Genomic DNA, 14234 nt, shown 5'->3' on the forward strand with positions numbered 1-14234 from the left:
GGACCCGGGCGCGCACCACCCCCGCTGGACGCCCGCGTCGCGGGCGGCGGCGGGGCGTACCTGGTGGCCCGGGCCATGGGCAGCGTGCTCGTCGCACCCGTGGCAGCGCCTAGGATCGGGGACGCTATGACTGCCACTCTCGTCGCCAAGGACCTCGCCGCCGGCCACGGCGAACGCTCCCTCTTCTCCGGCCTCGACCTCGTCGTCGCACCCGGGGACGTCATCGGCCTCGTCGGCGTCAACGGCGCGGGCAAGTCGACCCTGCTCCGGCTCCTCGCCGGACTCGACGCACCAGAGCACGGGGAGCTGCGCCTGTCGCCGCCGACCGCCACCGTGGGGCACCTCCCGCAGGAGCCCGAGCGCCGCGAGGGGGAGACCGTACGGGGCTTCCTCGCCCGCCGCACCGGCGTGGCCGCGGCCCAGGAGGCGATGGACGCGGCCACCCAGGCGCTCGTCGACGGCGCGCCCGGCGCCGACGACGCCTACGCCACCGCCCTGGAGCGCTGGCTGGACCTCGGCGGCGCCGACCTCGACGAGCGCGCCGAGGAGGTCGCCGGCTCCCTCGGCCTCACCGTCGGCCTCGACCTGCCGATGACCGCGCTCTCCGGCGGCCAGGCCGCCCGCGCCGGACTCGCCTCCCTGCTCCTCTCCCGCTACGACGTCTTCCTGCTCGACGAGCCGACCAACGACCTCGACCTCGACGGCCTGGAGCGGCTCGAGCGCTTCGTCACCGGCCTGCGTGCCGGGACGGTCGTCATCAGCCACGACCGCGAGTTCCTCGCCCGCACCGCCACCAAGGTCCTGGAGCTCGACCTCGCCCAGCAGCAGATCCGGCTGTACGGCGGCGGCTACGACGCCTATCTGGAGGAACGGGAGACCGCCCGCCGCCACGCCCGCGAGGACTTCGAGGAGTACGCCGACAAGAAGGCCGCCCTCGAAGGCCGGGCCCAGATGCAGCGCTCCTGGATGGACAAGGGCGTCAAGAACGCCCGCCGCAAGGCCGGCAACGACAACGACAAGCTCGGCCGCAAGTTCCGCAGCGAGGCGAGCGAGAAGCAGGCCGCCAAGGCCCGCCAGACCCAGCGCATGATCGAGCGCCTGGACGTGGTCGAGGAGCCCCGCAAGGAGTGGGAGCTGCGGATGGAGATCGCCGCCGCCCCGCGCTCCGGCGCCGTCGTGGCGACCCTGCGGGACGCGGAGGTCCGGCGGGGCGAGTTCCGCTTCGGCCCGGCCAGCCTCCAGATCGACTGGGCCGACCGGGTCGCCATCACCGGGGCCAACGGCGCGGGCAAGTCCACCCTGCTCGCCGCCCTCCTGGGCCGGCTCCCGCTGGACGCGGGCCACGCGGCCCTCGGCTCAGGGGTCGTGGTCGGCGAGGTCGACCAGGCCCGTCGCCTCTTCCACGGCACCGAGTCGCTGCTGGACGCGTTCTGTGCGGCCGTACCGGACACCGAGCCCGCCGAGGTCCGCACGCTGCTGGCGAAGTTCGGGCTCAAGTCCCACCACGTGCTGCGCCCGGCGACCTCGCTCTCCCCGGGCGAACGGACCCGCGCCGCGCTCGCCCTGCTCCAGGGGCGGGGCGTGAACCTGCTCGTGCTGGACGAGCCGACCAACCACCTCGACCTGCCGGCGATCGAGCAGCTGGAGTCCGCGCTCGACTCCTACGCGGGCACGCTGCTGCTGGTCACCCACGACCGCCGCATGCTGGACGCGGTGCGTACGACCCGTCGCGTCGAGGTGGCGGACGGCAAGGTCACGGAGGTCTGACGCCCGGAGGTCTGACGCCCGGCCCGCTACGGGCGGTCCTCGGGCTCCTCGTAGCGCTCTTCGTACGGTTCGTCGAACGGCTCGTCGTCGCGCCGTACCGGCCCCGGGGTCTTCGCGGACCGGTCGTCGCCGGGCTTGCGTTCCTTCCGACGGGCGTCCCGCCGCTCCTCCTGGAGGTGCTTGCGGACTTCCTCGGGCTTGTCACCGACCTGGTTCATGCGGCCAGGGTCACACACCCCGCAAACGCCCGCACGCCGGGCGGGCGGGTCCCCGGGAGCACCCCGGGGACCCGCCCCTCGCCTCAGCGGCGGCGCTTGCCCCCGCCGTCGCCGCCGAGCAGACCGGCCTTGCGCAGGGCGTCCGCCATGGCGCTGTTCGCGGGCGCCGCAGCCGACGCCTGGGCCTTGCCCCCGCCGCCACCACCGCCTGCGCCCGCGCCGCCCCTGCGCTGCTGCGGCGGCCGGCCGCCGCCGCCCCGCTCGCGCTTCGGCCCCTTCTGGCCCGGCGCCGCCGTACCGCCGGGCTTCTCGTCGTCCAGCCGCAGCGTCAGCGAGATCCGCTTGCGCGGGATGTCGACCTCCAGCACCTTCACCTTCACCACGTCACCCGGCTTCACGACCTCGCGCGGGTCCTTGACGAAGTTCCGCGACATGGCCGAGACGTGCACGAGCCCGTCCTGGTGCACACCGACGTCCACGAAGGCGCCGAAGGCGGCCACGTTCGTGACGACGCCCTCCAGCACCATCCCCGGCTCCAGGTCGCCGATCTTCTCGACGCCCTCCTTGAAGGTGGCCGTCTTGAACGCGGGCCGCGGGTCGCGACCCGGCTTCTCCAGCTCGCGCAGGATGTCGGTGACCGTCGGCAGGCCGAAGGTCTCGTCCACGAAGTCGTCCGCCCGCAGCGACCGCAGCACCGACGTGTTGCCGATCAGCGAGGCCACCTCGCCGCCGGTCGTCTTCACGATCCGCCGCACCACCGGGTACGCCTCGGGGTGCACGCTCGACGCGTCCAGCGGATCGTCGCCGCCCCGGATCCGCAGGAAGCCCGCGCACTGCTCGTACGCCTTCGGGCCCAGCCGCGGCACGGCCTTGAGCGCCTTGCGCGACCGGAAGGGGCCGTTGGCGTCCCGGTGCGCCACGATGTTCTCCGCGAGACCGGCGCCGATACCGGACACGCGCGACAGCAGGGGCGCCGACGCGGTGTTGACGTCGACCCCGACGCCGTTCACACAGTCCTCGACCACCGCGTCAAGCGACCGCGAGAGCTTCACCTCGGACAGGTCGTGCTGGTACTGGCCGACGCCGATCGACTTCGGGTCGATCTTCACCAGTTCGGCGAGCGGGTCCTGGAGGCGGCGCGCGATCGACACCGCGCCGCGCAGCGACACGTCGAGCTCCGGCAGCTCCTGCGAGGCGAAGGCGGAGGCCGAGTACACCGACGCGCCCGCCTCCGACACCATCACCTTCGTCAGGTTCAACTCCGGGTGCTTGGCGATGAGTTCGCCGGCGAGCTTGTCCGTCTCGCGCGACGCGGTGCCGTTGCCGATGGCGATCAGCTCGACCGCGTGCTCCTTCGCCAGCCGGGCCAGGGCCGCCAGCGACTGGTCCCACTTGTTGGCGGGCACGTGCGGGTAGATCGTGTCGGTGGCGACGACCTTGCCGGTCGCGTCCACGACCGCCACCTTCACGCCCGTACGGAAACCGGGGTCGAGCCCGAGCGTCGCCCGCGTCCCGGCCGGGGCGGCCAGCAGCAGGTCGCGCAGGTTCGCGGCGAAGACCCGTACCGCCTCGTCCTCGGCCGCCGTGCGCAGCCGCAGCCGCAGGTCGATGCCGAGGTGGACGAGGATGCGGGTGCGCCACGCCCAGCGGACCGTGTCCGCGAGCCACTTGTCACCCGGCCGCCCCCGCTGCGCGATCCCGAAGCGGGACGCGATGATCGCCTCGTACGACGAGGGGCCCTCGACCGGCTCCTCCGGCTCCAGGACGAGGTCGAGGACCTCCTCCTTCTCGCCGCGCAGCATCGCCAGCACCCGGTGCGAGGGCAGCTCGGTGAAGGGCTCGGCGAAGTCGAAGTAGTCGGCGAACTTCGCGCCCGCCTCCTCCTTGCCCTCCCGGACCTTCGCCACCAGCCGGCCGCGCGTCCACATCCGCTCGCGCACCTCGCCGATCAGGTCGGCGTCCTCCGAGAACCGCTCGGTGAGGATCGCGCGGGCGCCCTCCAGCGCGGCGGCCGGGTCCGCGACGCCCTTGTCGGGGTCGACGAACGCGGCGGCCGCGACCAGCGGCTCCACCGACGGGTCGCCGAGCAGTCCGTCGGCCAGCGGCTCCAGCCCCGCCTCGCGCGCGATCTGCGCCTTGGTGCGCCGCTTCGGCTTGAACGGCAGGTAGATGTCCTCCAGGCGCGCCTTGGTGTCGGCCTCCCGGATCCGCGCCTCGAGCTCCTCGGTGAGCTTGCCCTGCTCGCGTACGGAGTCGAGGATCGCGGTCCGCCGCTCCTCCAGCTCCCGCAGGTAGCGCAGCCGCTCCTCGAGCGTGCGCAGCTGCGCGTCGTCGAGCATCTCGGTCGCTTCCTTGCGGTAGCGCGCGATGAACGGCACGGTCGACCCGCCGTCGAGCAGCTCGACGGCCGCCCTCACCTGCCGCTCCCGTACGCCGAGCTCCTCGGCGATCCTGCCTTCGATGGACGTCGTCACGGTGTCCCGACTCGCCTTCTCGTGCCTACCAGCTTGAGCCTGCATTCTGCCGGGTCACCGTGCGACGTGTCCGCCTGCCCTGCCGTCAGGCGCGGCGCGCCCTGCCCCCGCCGCGTGACGCCCCGCCGAAGAGCCGTGCCAGCAGCCGGAAGGGCAGGGTCACCACGGTCGCGACGGCCGAGCCGATCATGCGGAAGAAGTCCGCGATGGTACGCAAGGGGCACCTCCATGTCCTGTTGGTCGCCCCGTGCGGGTTGCCGCGCCCGACGCCGCGAAACGTCGGCCCTCCGCGTTCAGCCCTTGCCGGCCAGGTCCTGAGGGAACGCGCCCGCCGCCACCGCCGCGGTCAGGAAGCCGCGCCCCAGCTCCGTGAGGCGCTCGACGTCCGCCGCGCCGAGGTGCTCGTACGGGGCGGCGTCCAGGCGGTCGGTCTGCTCCTCCAGCTCCGCGCGCAGGGCGGAGCCCGCCTCCGTCAGGTCGCCGGCCTCGTCCAGCAGGCCGCGGTCGCGGAGCCGGCCTGCCGCCGCGTCCCAGTCGGCGCGGCTCCAGCCACGGGTGGCGAGGATCCAGCGCGGGGCCATGCCCTTGCCGGTCGCCGTGTGACTGACCAGCGCCTCCAGCGGGTCCAGCCCGGCGGCCAGCAGCGCGACCAGGTGCGCGTCCCCGCGGTGCTCGCGCAGCAGCGTCGCGGCGTGCCAGTACGCGAGGTGCGGCTCCTCCGGTACCGGCAGGTCGGCGTGGGCGGCGTACAGCGGGCGCGCGTGCCGCGTGCACGCCTCGGTGGCGCGCAGGGCGAGCCGGGCGGCCTCGGCCATCGCCTCCGAGGCGACCGCCTCCGCACCGAGCAGCCGCCGCAGCGTGGCGTCGGCGGCCCGCAGCCGCGCCGCGAGCACGGTCTCGGGGGAGGCGGTGTCCCAGACGGCGGGGAGGTGGCGGGCGACGAGCTCGTGGTTGAAGTTGTAGAAGGCGGCCGCGACCACACCGGGGCCCACGGCCCCCATCGCGGCGGCGCGTCCGGCGAAGTACGCGGCGCTGGAATCCTCCACGCCCAGCCCGGCGAGCTCCTTGGCGTAGTCGGGGGAGAAGTAGACCGTCGAGTGGAGCGGGTTGAGTGCGTTGTGGCAGCGGCGGCCGGCGCGCGGCGGCAGTGTCGTCATGAACGGTACGTTACCGACTGGTCGGTACGACCGGCCAGGCCGTGCGCGGAACCTGGCCGCCATGCGCCGGGCGAACCCGTCGCGACCCCGCGGTGGGAACTCTGCGTCGGCGTCGACGACGTGGACGGCGTCGTCTCCCGCGTGGCCGGTGGCCAGGGCCTCACCGCCTGGACCCGGGAGACCGACCACTCCGTGCTGAGGCTGCACAGCCCGGAAGGGCTGATGTTCCGCGTCACCCGCTGGGCGGATGAAGGCCGAAGCGCCGAACGCCTGGGTTCGTGATCCGTCGTGCGAGGCGGGAAGGGCGGTGTCACCGCGGTTCCCATGGATGCAGCGGGCGGAGTGAGTACTCACTCATTGACGGAGTGAGTGCTCACTCCGTACTCTTGCCGTCATGACGGAGCCTCAGGAGAACCAGACCACCCGCCGCCGCGCCCCCGGGATGTCGCCGGAGCGCCGCCGCGAAATGATCATCCAGACCGCGATCCCGCTGATCGCCGAGTACGGCGCCGCGGTCACGACCGCGAAGATCGCCCGCGCCGCGGGCATCGGCGAGGGCACGATCTTCCGCGTCTTCGCCGACAAGGAGGAGCTGCTGCAGGCGTGCATGGCCGAGGCGCTCTCGCCCGAGCACGCGGTCCGCGAGCTCGACGCGATCGACGTGTCCCAGCCGCTGCCCGACCGGCTCGCGGAGGCGGCCGAGGCGCTGCAGGCGCACATGTCCAGGATGGGCGCGATCGCCGGCTCGCTGGGGCATCGCGGCGGCAAGCACCCCGGCACGGTGCGCGGCGTGGGCCGCGACGAGTCGACGACCCGTATCCGCGCGGCCCTCGTGGAGCTGCTTGAGCCCGACAAGGCCGCCTTGCGCCGGCCGCCGGAGCAGATCGCGGCCCTCTTCTTCGGGCTGCTCTTCATCCAGCCGCGTACGGACGACGAGCCCGACCTGACCCCGCAGGAGCTGGTGGAGGTCTTCCTGCACGGGGCACTCTCCGGGGACGCCAAGTGAGCGCGCGGAGAAGGCGCCTGGGGGTGACCGCCCTGGCCGTCCTGGCCCCCGTCCTGGTGTGGCTGGTGGCGGACCCGCTGTTGGGGAACCGGATACGGATCGCCGACAGAGAGCAGACGCTCGACATCGGCGCCGCGCCGGTGGCGGTCGTCGCACTGCTCGCGTCGCTCTCCGGCTGGGGACTGCTGGCCGCCCTGGAGCGGTTCGGGTTACGGCGTGCCCGCGCCCTGTGGACCGGGATGGCCGGGCTCGTACTGGCCCTGTCCTTCCTGCCGTTCACCGGCGACGGCATGGACGGCGGCACCCGGGTCTCCCTCGCCCTGATGCACCTGGCGGTGGCGGCGGTGCTGATCCCGGGGCTGGGCGGCAGCTCCCGCGGGGCGGGGGCCGGTGCCGCCAGAGGGTGACCGGCGGCACCGAATTGCGAAGTACGAGGCCGTCCCGCGCGGGGCGCTCGAGTCGACCGCGCGCTGCGCCGGCGCCGGATGCGGCGGAAGCGCCTCCGGGAGCCCGGCACAGCGGCGCGGTCATGCGCTCATCCGGTGGCCTGGGAGCCGATGTGGGCGAGCAGCGCAGCGGTGCCGTCCTCCGCGGCGATCCCGCGGGCGAGTTCGGTCGCGCGGCGGCGGTGGGCCGGTTCGGAGAGGCAGGCCGTGATCGCGTCGCCGAGGGCCTCGGCGGTGAGGTCCTGGAACGGCAAGGGCCGCGGGGCGACTCCCAGCTCGTGCAGCCGAGACGCCCAGAACGGCTGGTCGGCCATGACCGGAACGGGCACGGCGGGCACGCCCGCCCGCAGCCCGGCCGCGGTGGTGCCCGCGCCGGCGTGATGGACGACGGCGGCGGCGCGCGGAAACAGCCAGTCGTGCGGGACGTCCCCGATGGCCAGGACGTCGGCGCCGCAGCCGTTCAGACCGGCCCACCCCGCCTGCACCACCGCGCGCACGCCCGCCCGCTCCACCGCCGCGGCCACCAGCTCGCTGAGCCGCTCCCCCTGGCCCACCGCCATACTGCCGAACCCGATGAACACCGGAGGCGGACCGGCCTGGAGGAAGTCGACCAGTTCGGCAGGGGGCTGCCAGCCGTCCGGCCGCGCGGGCCACCAGTAGCCCGCCACTTCGACCCAGGACGGCCAGTCCTCGGGGCGCGGCACCACCAGCGGGCTGAAGCCGTGGAAGACCGGCCGGACGTCCGCCGCCGCCGAGGGCGCAGCGGCGGGCAGGCCGAGGCGGGCGCGCAGCCGGGTGACGGCGCCCGCGAAGACGCCGTCCGCGCGCCTCAGCACATCCCGGCCCGCGGCGAGGTTGCCCTCCTGCCCCAGGCCGCCGGTGTTCCGGGCGTTGGGCAGCGGAAAGCGCCTGGTGGCGAAGGACGGTACGAGGTAGGTGCCGATGACGGGCACGCCGAGCGCTTCGCCGGCCGTCCGGCTGAGCGCCGCCGGGCCGAAGGCGGTGAGCAGCAGGTCGGCTCCGCCCGCCACGGCCTCCGCCACCCCGTCGGCGAGCCCGTCCGCGTACGCCCTCGTCAGTGCCTGGACCTCCTCCCGCGACGCCGCGCGGGACCAGTCCCGGATCAGCCCCTGAGCATCCCCCGGCACGGGCCGGTGGTCGAGGCCGCACCCGCCGATGAGCGCCTCGAAGGAGGAGTGCGCGGCCACGGCCACCTGATGGCCGGCGTCCAGCAGGCGCCGCCCCAGACCCGTGAACGGCGCGACGTCGCCGCGTGAACCGGCGGTGATGATCAGAATGCGCATGCCCTGATTCTCCTCGCGGCGCGAAGTACCCGGCGCATGGCAGGAAAGGTGGGGTTCTCGTCATTGCCGCCACCGGGCCGCGCCCCGAAGGATGGGGGGCATGACGCAGCGACCCGTACTCGTCGTCCTCTTCGACGGCGTGCAGAGCCTGGACGTCACCGGACCGGTGGAGGTGTTCGCCGGGGCGTCCCGTCTCGGCGCCGTCGCCCCCTACCCGATCCGTACCGCCTCGCTCGACGGAGAGCCCGTCCGCACCCAGAGCGGCCTGCGGCTGGCCGCCGACACCTCGCTCACCGACGCCGAACCGCCCCACACCCTCCTGGTCCCCGGCGGCGACGGCACCCGCGCACCCGACCCGCGCCTGATCGACTGGCTGCGCCTCCACGCACCGCGCGCCGAACGCCTGGTGTCGGTCTGCACCGGCGCGGTCCTCCTCGCCGAGGCGGGCCTGCTGGACGGCCGGCGCGTCACCACCCACTGGGCGTTCTGCGACCGCCTCGCCCGCGACCACCCGGCGGTGGAGGTCGACCCCGAGCCGATCTTCGTACGCGACGGGAACCTCGCCACCTCCGCCGGGGTCACGGCGGGCATCGACCTCGCCCTCGCCCTGGTCGAGGAGGACCTCGGCCGGGACACGGCACTCGCCATCGCCCGCCACCTGGTGGTCTTCCTCCGCCGCCCCGGCAACCAGGCCCAGTTCAGCGCCCAGCTCGCCGCCCAGACCGCCCGGCGCGAACCACTGCGCGAGCTGCAGCGGTTCATCACCGAGCACCCGGCCGCCGACCTGTCGGTCGACGCCCTGGCCGCCCGCGCCAGCCTCTCACCGCGCCACTTCGCCCGTGCCTTCCGGGCGGAGACCGGCACGACCCCCGGCCGCTATGTCGACCGGGTCCGCCTCGAACACGCGCGGCGCCTGCTGGAGGACACCCCCGAGGGGGTCCAGGAGGTCGCCCGGGCCGCCGGCTACGGCACGCCCGAGGCGATGCGCCGCGCCTTCGTCAAGGCGCTCGGGACCGCGCCCGCCGAATACCGGCGGCGCTTCCACGCGCCCCACGTACCCGTCCCACGAAAGGACAGTTGAGCCCATGCGGATCGCCATCCTCCTCTACCCGGGCTTCACCAGCCTCGACGCCATCGGGCCCTTCGAGATGATCAGCCACCTGCCCGGCGCCGAAACCCTCTTCGTCGCCAAGGAGACCGGGCCGTCCGCAACGACCAGGGCAACCTCGCCGTCGTCGCCGACCGCACCCTCGCCGAGGTCCCGCGCCCCGACATCGTCATCGTTCCGGGAACCGGCGAGTGGGAGCCGGTCCTGCGCGACGAGGACATCCTCGACTGGCTCCGCACCGTCGACGCCACCACCACCTGGACCACCTCCGTCTGCACCGGCTCCCTGCTGCTCGCGGCGGCCGGGCTCCTGGTCGGCCGCCGCGCCACGACCCACTGGCTCGCCATGGACAGGCTGAAGGAGCTCGGCGCCCAACCGACCGGCGAACGGGTCGTCTTCGACGGCAAGTACGTCACGGCCGCCGGCGTCTCGTCCGGCATCGACATGGCCCTCCACCTGCTGGGCCGCATCGCCGGCGACACCGTCGCGCAGACCGTCCAGCTGATGACCGAGTACGACCCGCGTCCCCCGTACGACTCCGGCTCCCCCCAGAAGGCCCCGGCCGAGATCGTGGCCCGGATGCGCGGCGAAGCGCACGCGCCGACCCCAGGACGTGATCAGACCTGAGGATCCGGGAGACGGACGCTAGGCGACGTCGGGCAGCCCCGCCCGGTCCATGAGCTCGTGCATCGTGGCCTCGGGCAGGGTGGGGTTCGCCGCCGCCTCGTCCGCGGTCTCCTGATCCCCCAGCAGTGCGGCCACCACCTCGCCGGGCACCCGGGGGTCGCGTACGGCCGCGTTCCTCACCCACCACGCGGGGTCGCGGGTCAGCCGGACCACCGACTCCGCCGACAGGCGGGGGTCGTCCAGCGCACGGCGGCGTACGGCCTCCTCCGGGTCACGGCTGAGCCGTTCGACGACCTGGGCCGGGCAGTCCGGGTCCAGCAGCGCGAGCTCCCGCATCCGGGGCCGCGGATCGTCGGCGTACCGCAGCAGTCCCTCGCGCGGGAAGTTCGGGTGCTCGGGCAGGTGGTGGGCGGAGCGGCCCTTCCAGGTCTCCCATATCTCCAGCAGCAGGCGTCCCGGGGCCTCGGCGCACCGCTCGGCGAGCATGAGCCGTACGGCGAAGTCCTCGTCCCTCGCGAGGAGTTCCACCACATCGGCGGGCAGGCTGCGCGCGGTCGCGACGCTGCGGCGCAGCAGCACATGCCCGGACGCGGCGCACCGGCGCATCTCGTCTGCGTCGCCGTGCCGGTCCTGGACCCAGCGCAGCGGATAGTGGCGGTCGTGCGGGGCCACCTCCACGCGCGCCGCCGCCCGCTGCTCCTCGCTGAGCGCCGGATGGACGGAGGCGTTGAGGCGTACCGCGTCGTCGGGGTCCTCGCACAGGACGGCCGCCAGGTCCGCATCCAGGTGGAGGTTGCGGGCCACGGCGCACCGTGTCCCGTAGTCCTCGTCGCGGACCAGCCGCTCGGCGAGGTCACGCGTGAGCCGGCACTCCTCGGCCGCTTGCTGCGGGTACCGGTGCCCGTCGTCGACCAGGAACGCGTACGCCGCCGGGTCCATCGGCGGCCCGTCCCGGTGGTGACTCAGCAGCGCGGCGGAGCGTACGGCGTCGTCCTCGTCGGCCAGCAGCGCCGCCCGCTCCGCCGCGTCGAGGTGCTCCCAGGCGTTCGGGCAGGCCGCGCGGCGGATGCCCGGCTCCGGGTCCATGGCCAGCCGACGCAGTGGAGCGGGCGGCAGCCGGCGGTGGCGGGCGATCTCACCGCGCACCAGGTGGTGCTCGTGCGTCGCCAGCCGCTCGAAGCCCGCATCGGTCAGCGCGGAGGAATCCCAGCCGGCGCTCAGCGCCACGGCGTACGCCATCCGGGGCTCCACGTCGAGCAGCCAGGTGCGCTGCTCGGGGGTGAGGTGGATGTGCTCCGCCACCGCGCGGCGGGTCTTCGGGTGCGGATGGTGCGCCCAGGCCTCGATCACCTCGGGCGGCAGCCGCCGGAAGCGCCAGTTGAAGGGCAGTTCACGGTCGGGCGCCATGCCCAGTACCCGGAGGAGCACGCGCGTCGGCGCGGAGGGGTTCATGGCCAGGCCGTGCAGCCAGGCGCCGTGCAGTGCGGCCGTCGACGCCATCTCACACCCCGTACGTGAAGCGCGGCGTCCGCCGCTCCAGGAAGGCGGCGATCCCCTCGGCGGTGTCACCGCTGGAACGCGCCTGCTCCGCCCAGTACGCGTCCCGGTCCGTGCGGCCGGTCGCGAACTCCTTCGCCGCCGCCTGCGTCAGCTGCGAACGGGACACCAGGACCCGGGTGAACTCCGCCACCCGCTTGCCCAGTTCACCCGGCGCGAGCACCTCGTCCACCAGGCCGGTGCGCAGGGCCCGTTCCGTGTCGATCAGCTCACCCGAGAAGAGGAGGTACTTGGCGGCCGACGGCCCCACCAGCGAGACCAGGCGGCGGGTGGAGGAGGCGGGGTAGACGATGCCGAGCTTCGCCGGGGTGATGCCGAAGAGCGCGCCCTCCTCGGCGAACCGCAGGTCGCAGGCGGCCGCGAGCTGGCTGCCGCCGCCCACGCAGTAGCCCCGCACCGCGGCGAGCGTCGGCTTCGGGAAGGCGGCCAGCGCCTCTTCGGCCCGTACCGCCAGCGTCTGCTGCTCGTCGCCCGGTGCGCCGAGCGAGGCGATGTCCGCCCCGGCGCAGAAGGTGGCGCCCGCGCCGGTCAGCACCAGCGCCCGGACGTCCCGGTCGGCGGCCAGTCCGGCGAGCAGGCCGGGCAGGGCGCGCCACATCGCCGCCGTCATGGCGTTCCTCTTGGCGGGGTTGCTGATGACGACGGTGGCCACACCGTCCGAGACGCTGTGCTCCAGCTGTGGCTGCTGCTCCATGGCCGGATGCTATCCGTCGACGGGGATCGTGCCGTGACCAGGCATGTCGACAAAGCGGTCAAAGGACAATCCCCGGCGACGTGTTCGGTCAAAAGGCGTCGGCTACACGGTGACTTCCGGTCAGTGGCCGGGCGGCGCTCCCGGCGCTCCCACACTCGTTGCGTGGCGACAATCGAGCACGAAGGTGAAAGCCGGACCATCGAACCCCGTGGGAGCGCACCGGCGCGGACGCCGACACCTGCGCCCGCGCCCACGCCGACGCGGCCACCGACGTACGACGGGGTCTGGCGGTTCACCGCGCCCGCCGTCGACGTCTCCGTACCGCAGGCCAGGCACGCCGTCAGGGATCTGCTGAAACGTCAATGCGCCCCCATCCGCGAGGACGTCGCGCACGGGCTGCTGCTGATCGTCTCCGAGCTCGTGACCAACGCCGTACGGCACGCGGCGCTGCTGTCACCCGAGGTCGCGGTCGAGGTCGGGATCGGCCCGGAGTGGATCCGGGTCTCCGTGGAGGACAACCACCCGTACCGCCCCAAGGCGCTGGAGTCCGACGCCGCGCGGACGGGCGGCCGCGGACTGCTGCTCGTACGCGAGATCACCCGGGAGGCGGGAGGCACGTGCGACGTCGAGCACACCGCGAGCGGCGGCAAGATCATCTGGGCGGCACTGCCCCTGAGACCGGGGCCGCCGTTGCCCTGAGGCGAGGGCGCGGCGGTACCCGCCCGTACGTGAGGCCGGGACGGTGGCCTGATCTTTGTGGCTTCCGCCAGTACGAGAGTCCGTCGTGATGTGGAGAGACTGCCCAGCAGAGGCGGCGGCGTGTCCCGGGAACGGGAACGGGACGTGCGCCGAGCCACGCGCATGAGCAAGCACACGGGAGGACGGCGCAATGAGCGTGCAGCAGTATGACGAGATCGGTGAGGCGTACGAGGGCTTCAAGGCCCTGACGCTGGAGCGGTACGTGGTGGTGCCCAGCTTCCTCGCCATGGTCGGGGACGTACGCGGCAAGTCGGTCCTCGACCTGGCCTCCGGCACGGGCTTCTACAGCCGGGAGTTCAAGCGGCGCGGCGCCGCGGAGGTGCTCGGCATCGACATCTCCAGTGAAATGGTCGCCGTGTCCCAGGCGCTGGAGGAGCAGGAGCCGCTGGGCATCCGCTACGAGGTGGGCGACGCGGCCGAACTGCGCACCTTCGACGAGCCTTTCGACATCGGCCTGGCGGTGCAGCTGCTCAACTACGCGCAGGACATCGCCACCACGGAGCGGATGTGCCGCAACGTGCACCGCAGCCTGAAGCCCGGCGCCGAGCTCTTCCTGCTCAACCAGTCGCCCGACTACCGGTTCGACGGGCCGACCCCCGAGAAGTACGGCTTCCGCACCGAGCTCACGGGCGAGGAGGGCGAGACCGGACCCCAGGTCCGGACCACGGCGCTGCTCGACCCGCCGGTCTCGTTCGTCGCCAACCGCCCGCGCCGCGACGTCTACGAGCAGTGCCTGCGGGCAGCCGGCTTCACCGACCTGACCTGGGTCCCCATGGAGGTGTCCGACGCCGGCGTGCGCGAGTTCGGCGCGGACTTCTGGGCGGACTTCCACGCCAACCCGCCGCTGGTGATGCTGCGCTGCCGCGCCTGACACCCGCCCGGACGTCACGGTGGCGCCGACGGCCCGACCTCTGAGGTTCGCCCGAACGGAGGCCGGGGCCGTCGGTTGTGCTCCGTCAGGCAGGATGCCGTGGTGAGCATCATCGAACTCGAGAACCCCTGGACGCCCGCCCACCAAGCGGTGGAATCGGGCGACCACGCCCTGCTCACCCGGCTCCTCGACGAGGGAGCCGACGTGAACGAGGTTTGCTGCGGGATGACGCTGCTGATGCACGCA

Annotated in this window: 14 protein-coding genes and 2 pseudogenes; 9 read left to right on the forward strand and 7 right to left on the reverse strand. The window is 73.7% G+C overall.

Annotated elements, in window-relative coordinates:
- Positions 1–126 precede the first annotated feature (126 nt).
- Entirely contained in the window at positions 127–1767 is a 1641-nt protein-coding gene (locus AC07FJ_RS06250) for an ABC-F family ATP-binding cassette domain-containing protein (RefSeq protein ID WP_479045850.1), read from the forward strand.
- 26 nt (positions 1768–1793) lie between these two features.
- On the opposite strand, the gene AC07FJ_RS06255 is transcribed toward AC07FJ_RS06250, so the two are convergent.
- The 4 genes from AC07FJ_RS06255 to AC07FJ_RS06270 form a co-directional block, all read right to left on the reverse strand.
- Positions 1794–1985: a hypothetical protein gene (locus AC07FJ_RS06255; RefSeq protein ID WP_479045852.1), complete on the reverse strand. Its 192-nt coding sequence runs from the start codon at positions 1983–1985 to the stop codon at positions 1794–1796.
- 83 nt (positions 1986–2068) lie between these two features.
- Positions 2069–4459 (reverse strand): Tex family protein, encoded by a 2391-nt coding sequence (locus tag AC07FJ_RS06260; protein WP_479045854.1) that lies wholly within the window; start codon positions 4457–4459, stop codon positions 2069–2071.
- An 85-nt stretch (positions 4460–4544) separates the two neighbouring features.
- Entirely contained in the window at positions 4545–4676 is a 132-nt protein-coding gene (locus tag AC07FJ_RS06265; protein ID WP_260604312.1) for an LPFR motif small protein, read from the reverse strand.
- A gap of 76 nt (positions 4677–4752) precedes the next feature.
- Positions 4753–5616 carry an SCO6745 family protein gene (locus tag AC07FJ_RS06270; RefSeq protein ID WP_479045857.1) on the reverse strand — a complete coding sequence of 288 codons (864 nt, stop codon included), beginning with the start codon at positions 5614–5616 and terminating at the stop codon, positions 4753–4755.
- Between the two features lie 120 nt (positions 5617–5736).
- On the opposite strand from AC07FJ_RS06270, the gene AC07FJ_RS06275 reads away from it, so the two are divergent.
- From AC07FJ_RS06275 to AC07FJ_RS06285, 3 genes are all read left to right on the forward strand, one after another.
- Positions 5737–5898 (forward strand): hypothetical protein, encoded by a 162-nt coding sequence (locus tag AC07FJ_RS06275; RefSeq protein WP_479045859.1) that lies wholly within the window; start codon positions 5737–5739, stop codon positions 5896–5898.
- Between the two features lie 112 nt (positions 5899–6010).
- Positions 6011–6622: a TetR/AcrR family transcriptional regulator gene (locus AC07FJ_RS06280; protein WP_479045862.1), complete on the forward strand. Its 612-nt coding sequence runs from the start codon at positions 6011–6013 to the stop codon at positions 6620–6622.
- Positions 6619–7029, forward strand: coding sequence for a DUF6069 family protein (locus tag AC07FJ_RS06285; protein ID WP_479045863.1), 411 nt, complete (start codon positions 6619–6621; stop codon positions 7027–7029). Before AC07FJ_RS06280 ends, AC07FJ_RS06285 begins: the two co-directional genes overlap by 4 nt.
- A 128-nt stretch (positions 7030–7157) precedes the next feature.
- Here the strand turns inward: AC07FJ_RS06285 and AC07FJ_RS06290 are convergent, their stop codons facing one another.
- Positions 7158–8372, reverse strand: coding sequence for a glycosyltransferase (locus tag AC07FJ_RS06290; protein ID WP_479045865.1), 1215 nt, complete (start codon positions 8370–8372; stop codon positions 7158–7160).
- Between the two features lie 100 nt (positions 8373–8472).
- On the opposite strand from AC07FJ_RS06290, the gene AC07FJ_RS06295 reads away from it, so the two are divergent.
- Both AC07FJ_RS06295 and AC07FJ_RS06300 read left to right on the forward strand, forming a co-directional pair.
- Positions 8473–9453, forward strand: coding sequence for a GlxA family transcriptional regulator (locus tag AC07FJ_RS06295; protein ID WP_479045868.1), 981 nt, complete (start codon positions 8473–8475; stop codon positions 9451–9453).
- 4 nt (positions 9454–9457) lie between these two features.
- Positions 9458–10107: pseudogene (locus tag AC07FJ_RS06300) on the forward strand (DJ-1/PfpI family protein).
- An 18-nt stretch (positions 10108–10125) separates the two neighbouring features.
- On the opposite strand, the gene AC07FJ_RS06305 reads toward AC07FJ_RS06300, so the two are convergent.
- Together AC07FJ_RS06305 and AC07FJ_RS06310 are read right to left on the reverse strand one after the other, a co-directional pair.
- On the reverse strand, positions 10126–11607 hold the full coding sequence (locus tag AC07FJ_RS06305) for a PE-PGRS family protein (protein WP_479045870.1): 1482 nt from the start codon (positions 11605–11607) through the stop codon (positions 10126–10128).
- 1 nt (position 11608) lies between these two features.
- Positions 11609–12358: an enoyl-CoA hydratase/isomerase family protein gene (locus tag AC07FJ_RS06310; RefSeq protein ID WP_479045872.1), complete on the reverse strand. Its 750-nt coding sequence runs from the start codon at positions 12356–12358 to the stop codon at positions 11609–11611.
- 198 nt (positions 12359–12556) lie between these two features.
- Here AC07FJ_RS06310 and AC07FJ_RS06315 point away from each other — a divergent pair, with 198 nt between their 5' ends.
- The 3 genes and pseudogenes from AC07FJ_RS06315 to AC07FJ_RS06325 all read left to right on the forward strand — a co-directional run.
- Positions 12557–13057, forward strand: a complete 501-nt coding sequence (locus tag AC07FJ_RS06315) for an ATP-binding protein (RefSeq protein ID WP_479046912.1) — start codon at positions 12557–12559, stop codon at positions 13055–13057.
- A gap of 190 nt (positions 13058–13247) precedes the next feature.
- Positions 13248–13988 (forward strand): class I SAM-dependent methyltransferase, encoded by a 741-nt coding sequence (locus tag AC07FJ_RS06320; protein ID WP_479045874.1) that lies wholly within the window; start codon positions 13248–13250, stop codon positions 13986–13988.
- 102 nt (positions 13989–14090) lie between these two features.
- Positions 14091–14189, forward strand: a pseudogene (locus tag AC07FJ_RS06325) (hypothetical protein); the annotation flags it as partial.
- Between the last annotated feature and the right edge of the window lie 45 nt (positions 14190–14234).

The organism is Streptomyces sp. NPDC045998, from assembly GCF_056430285.1.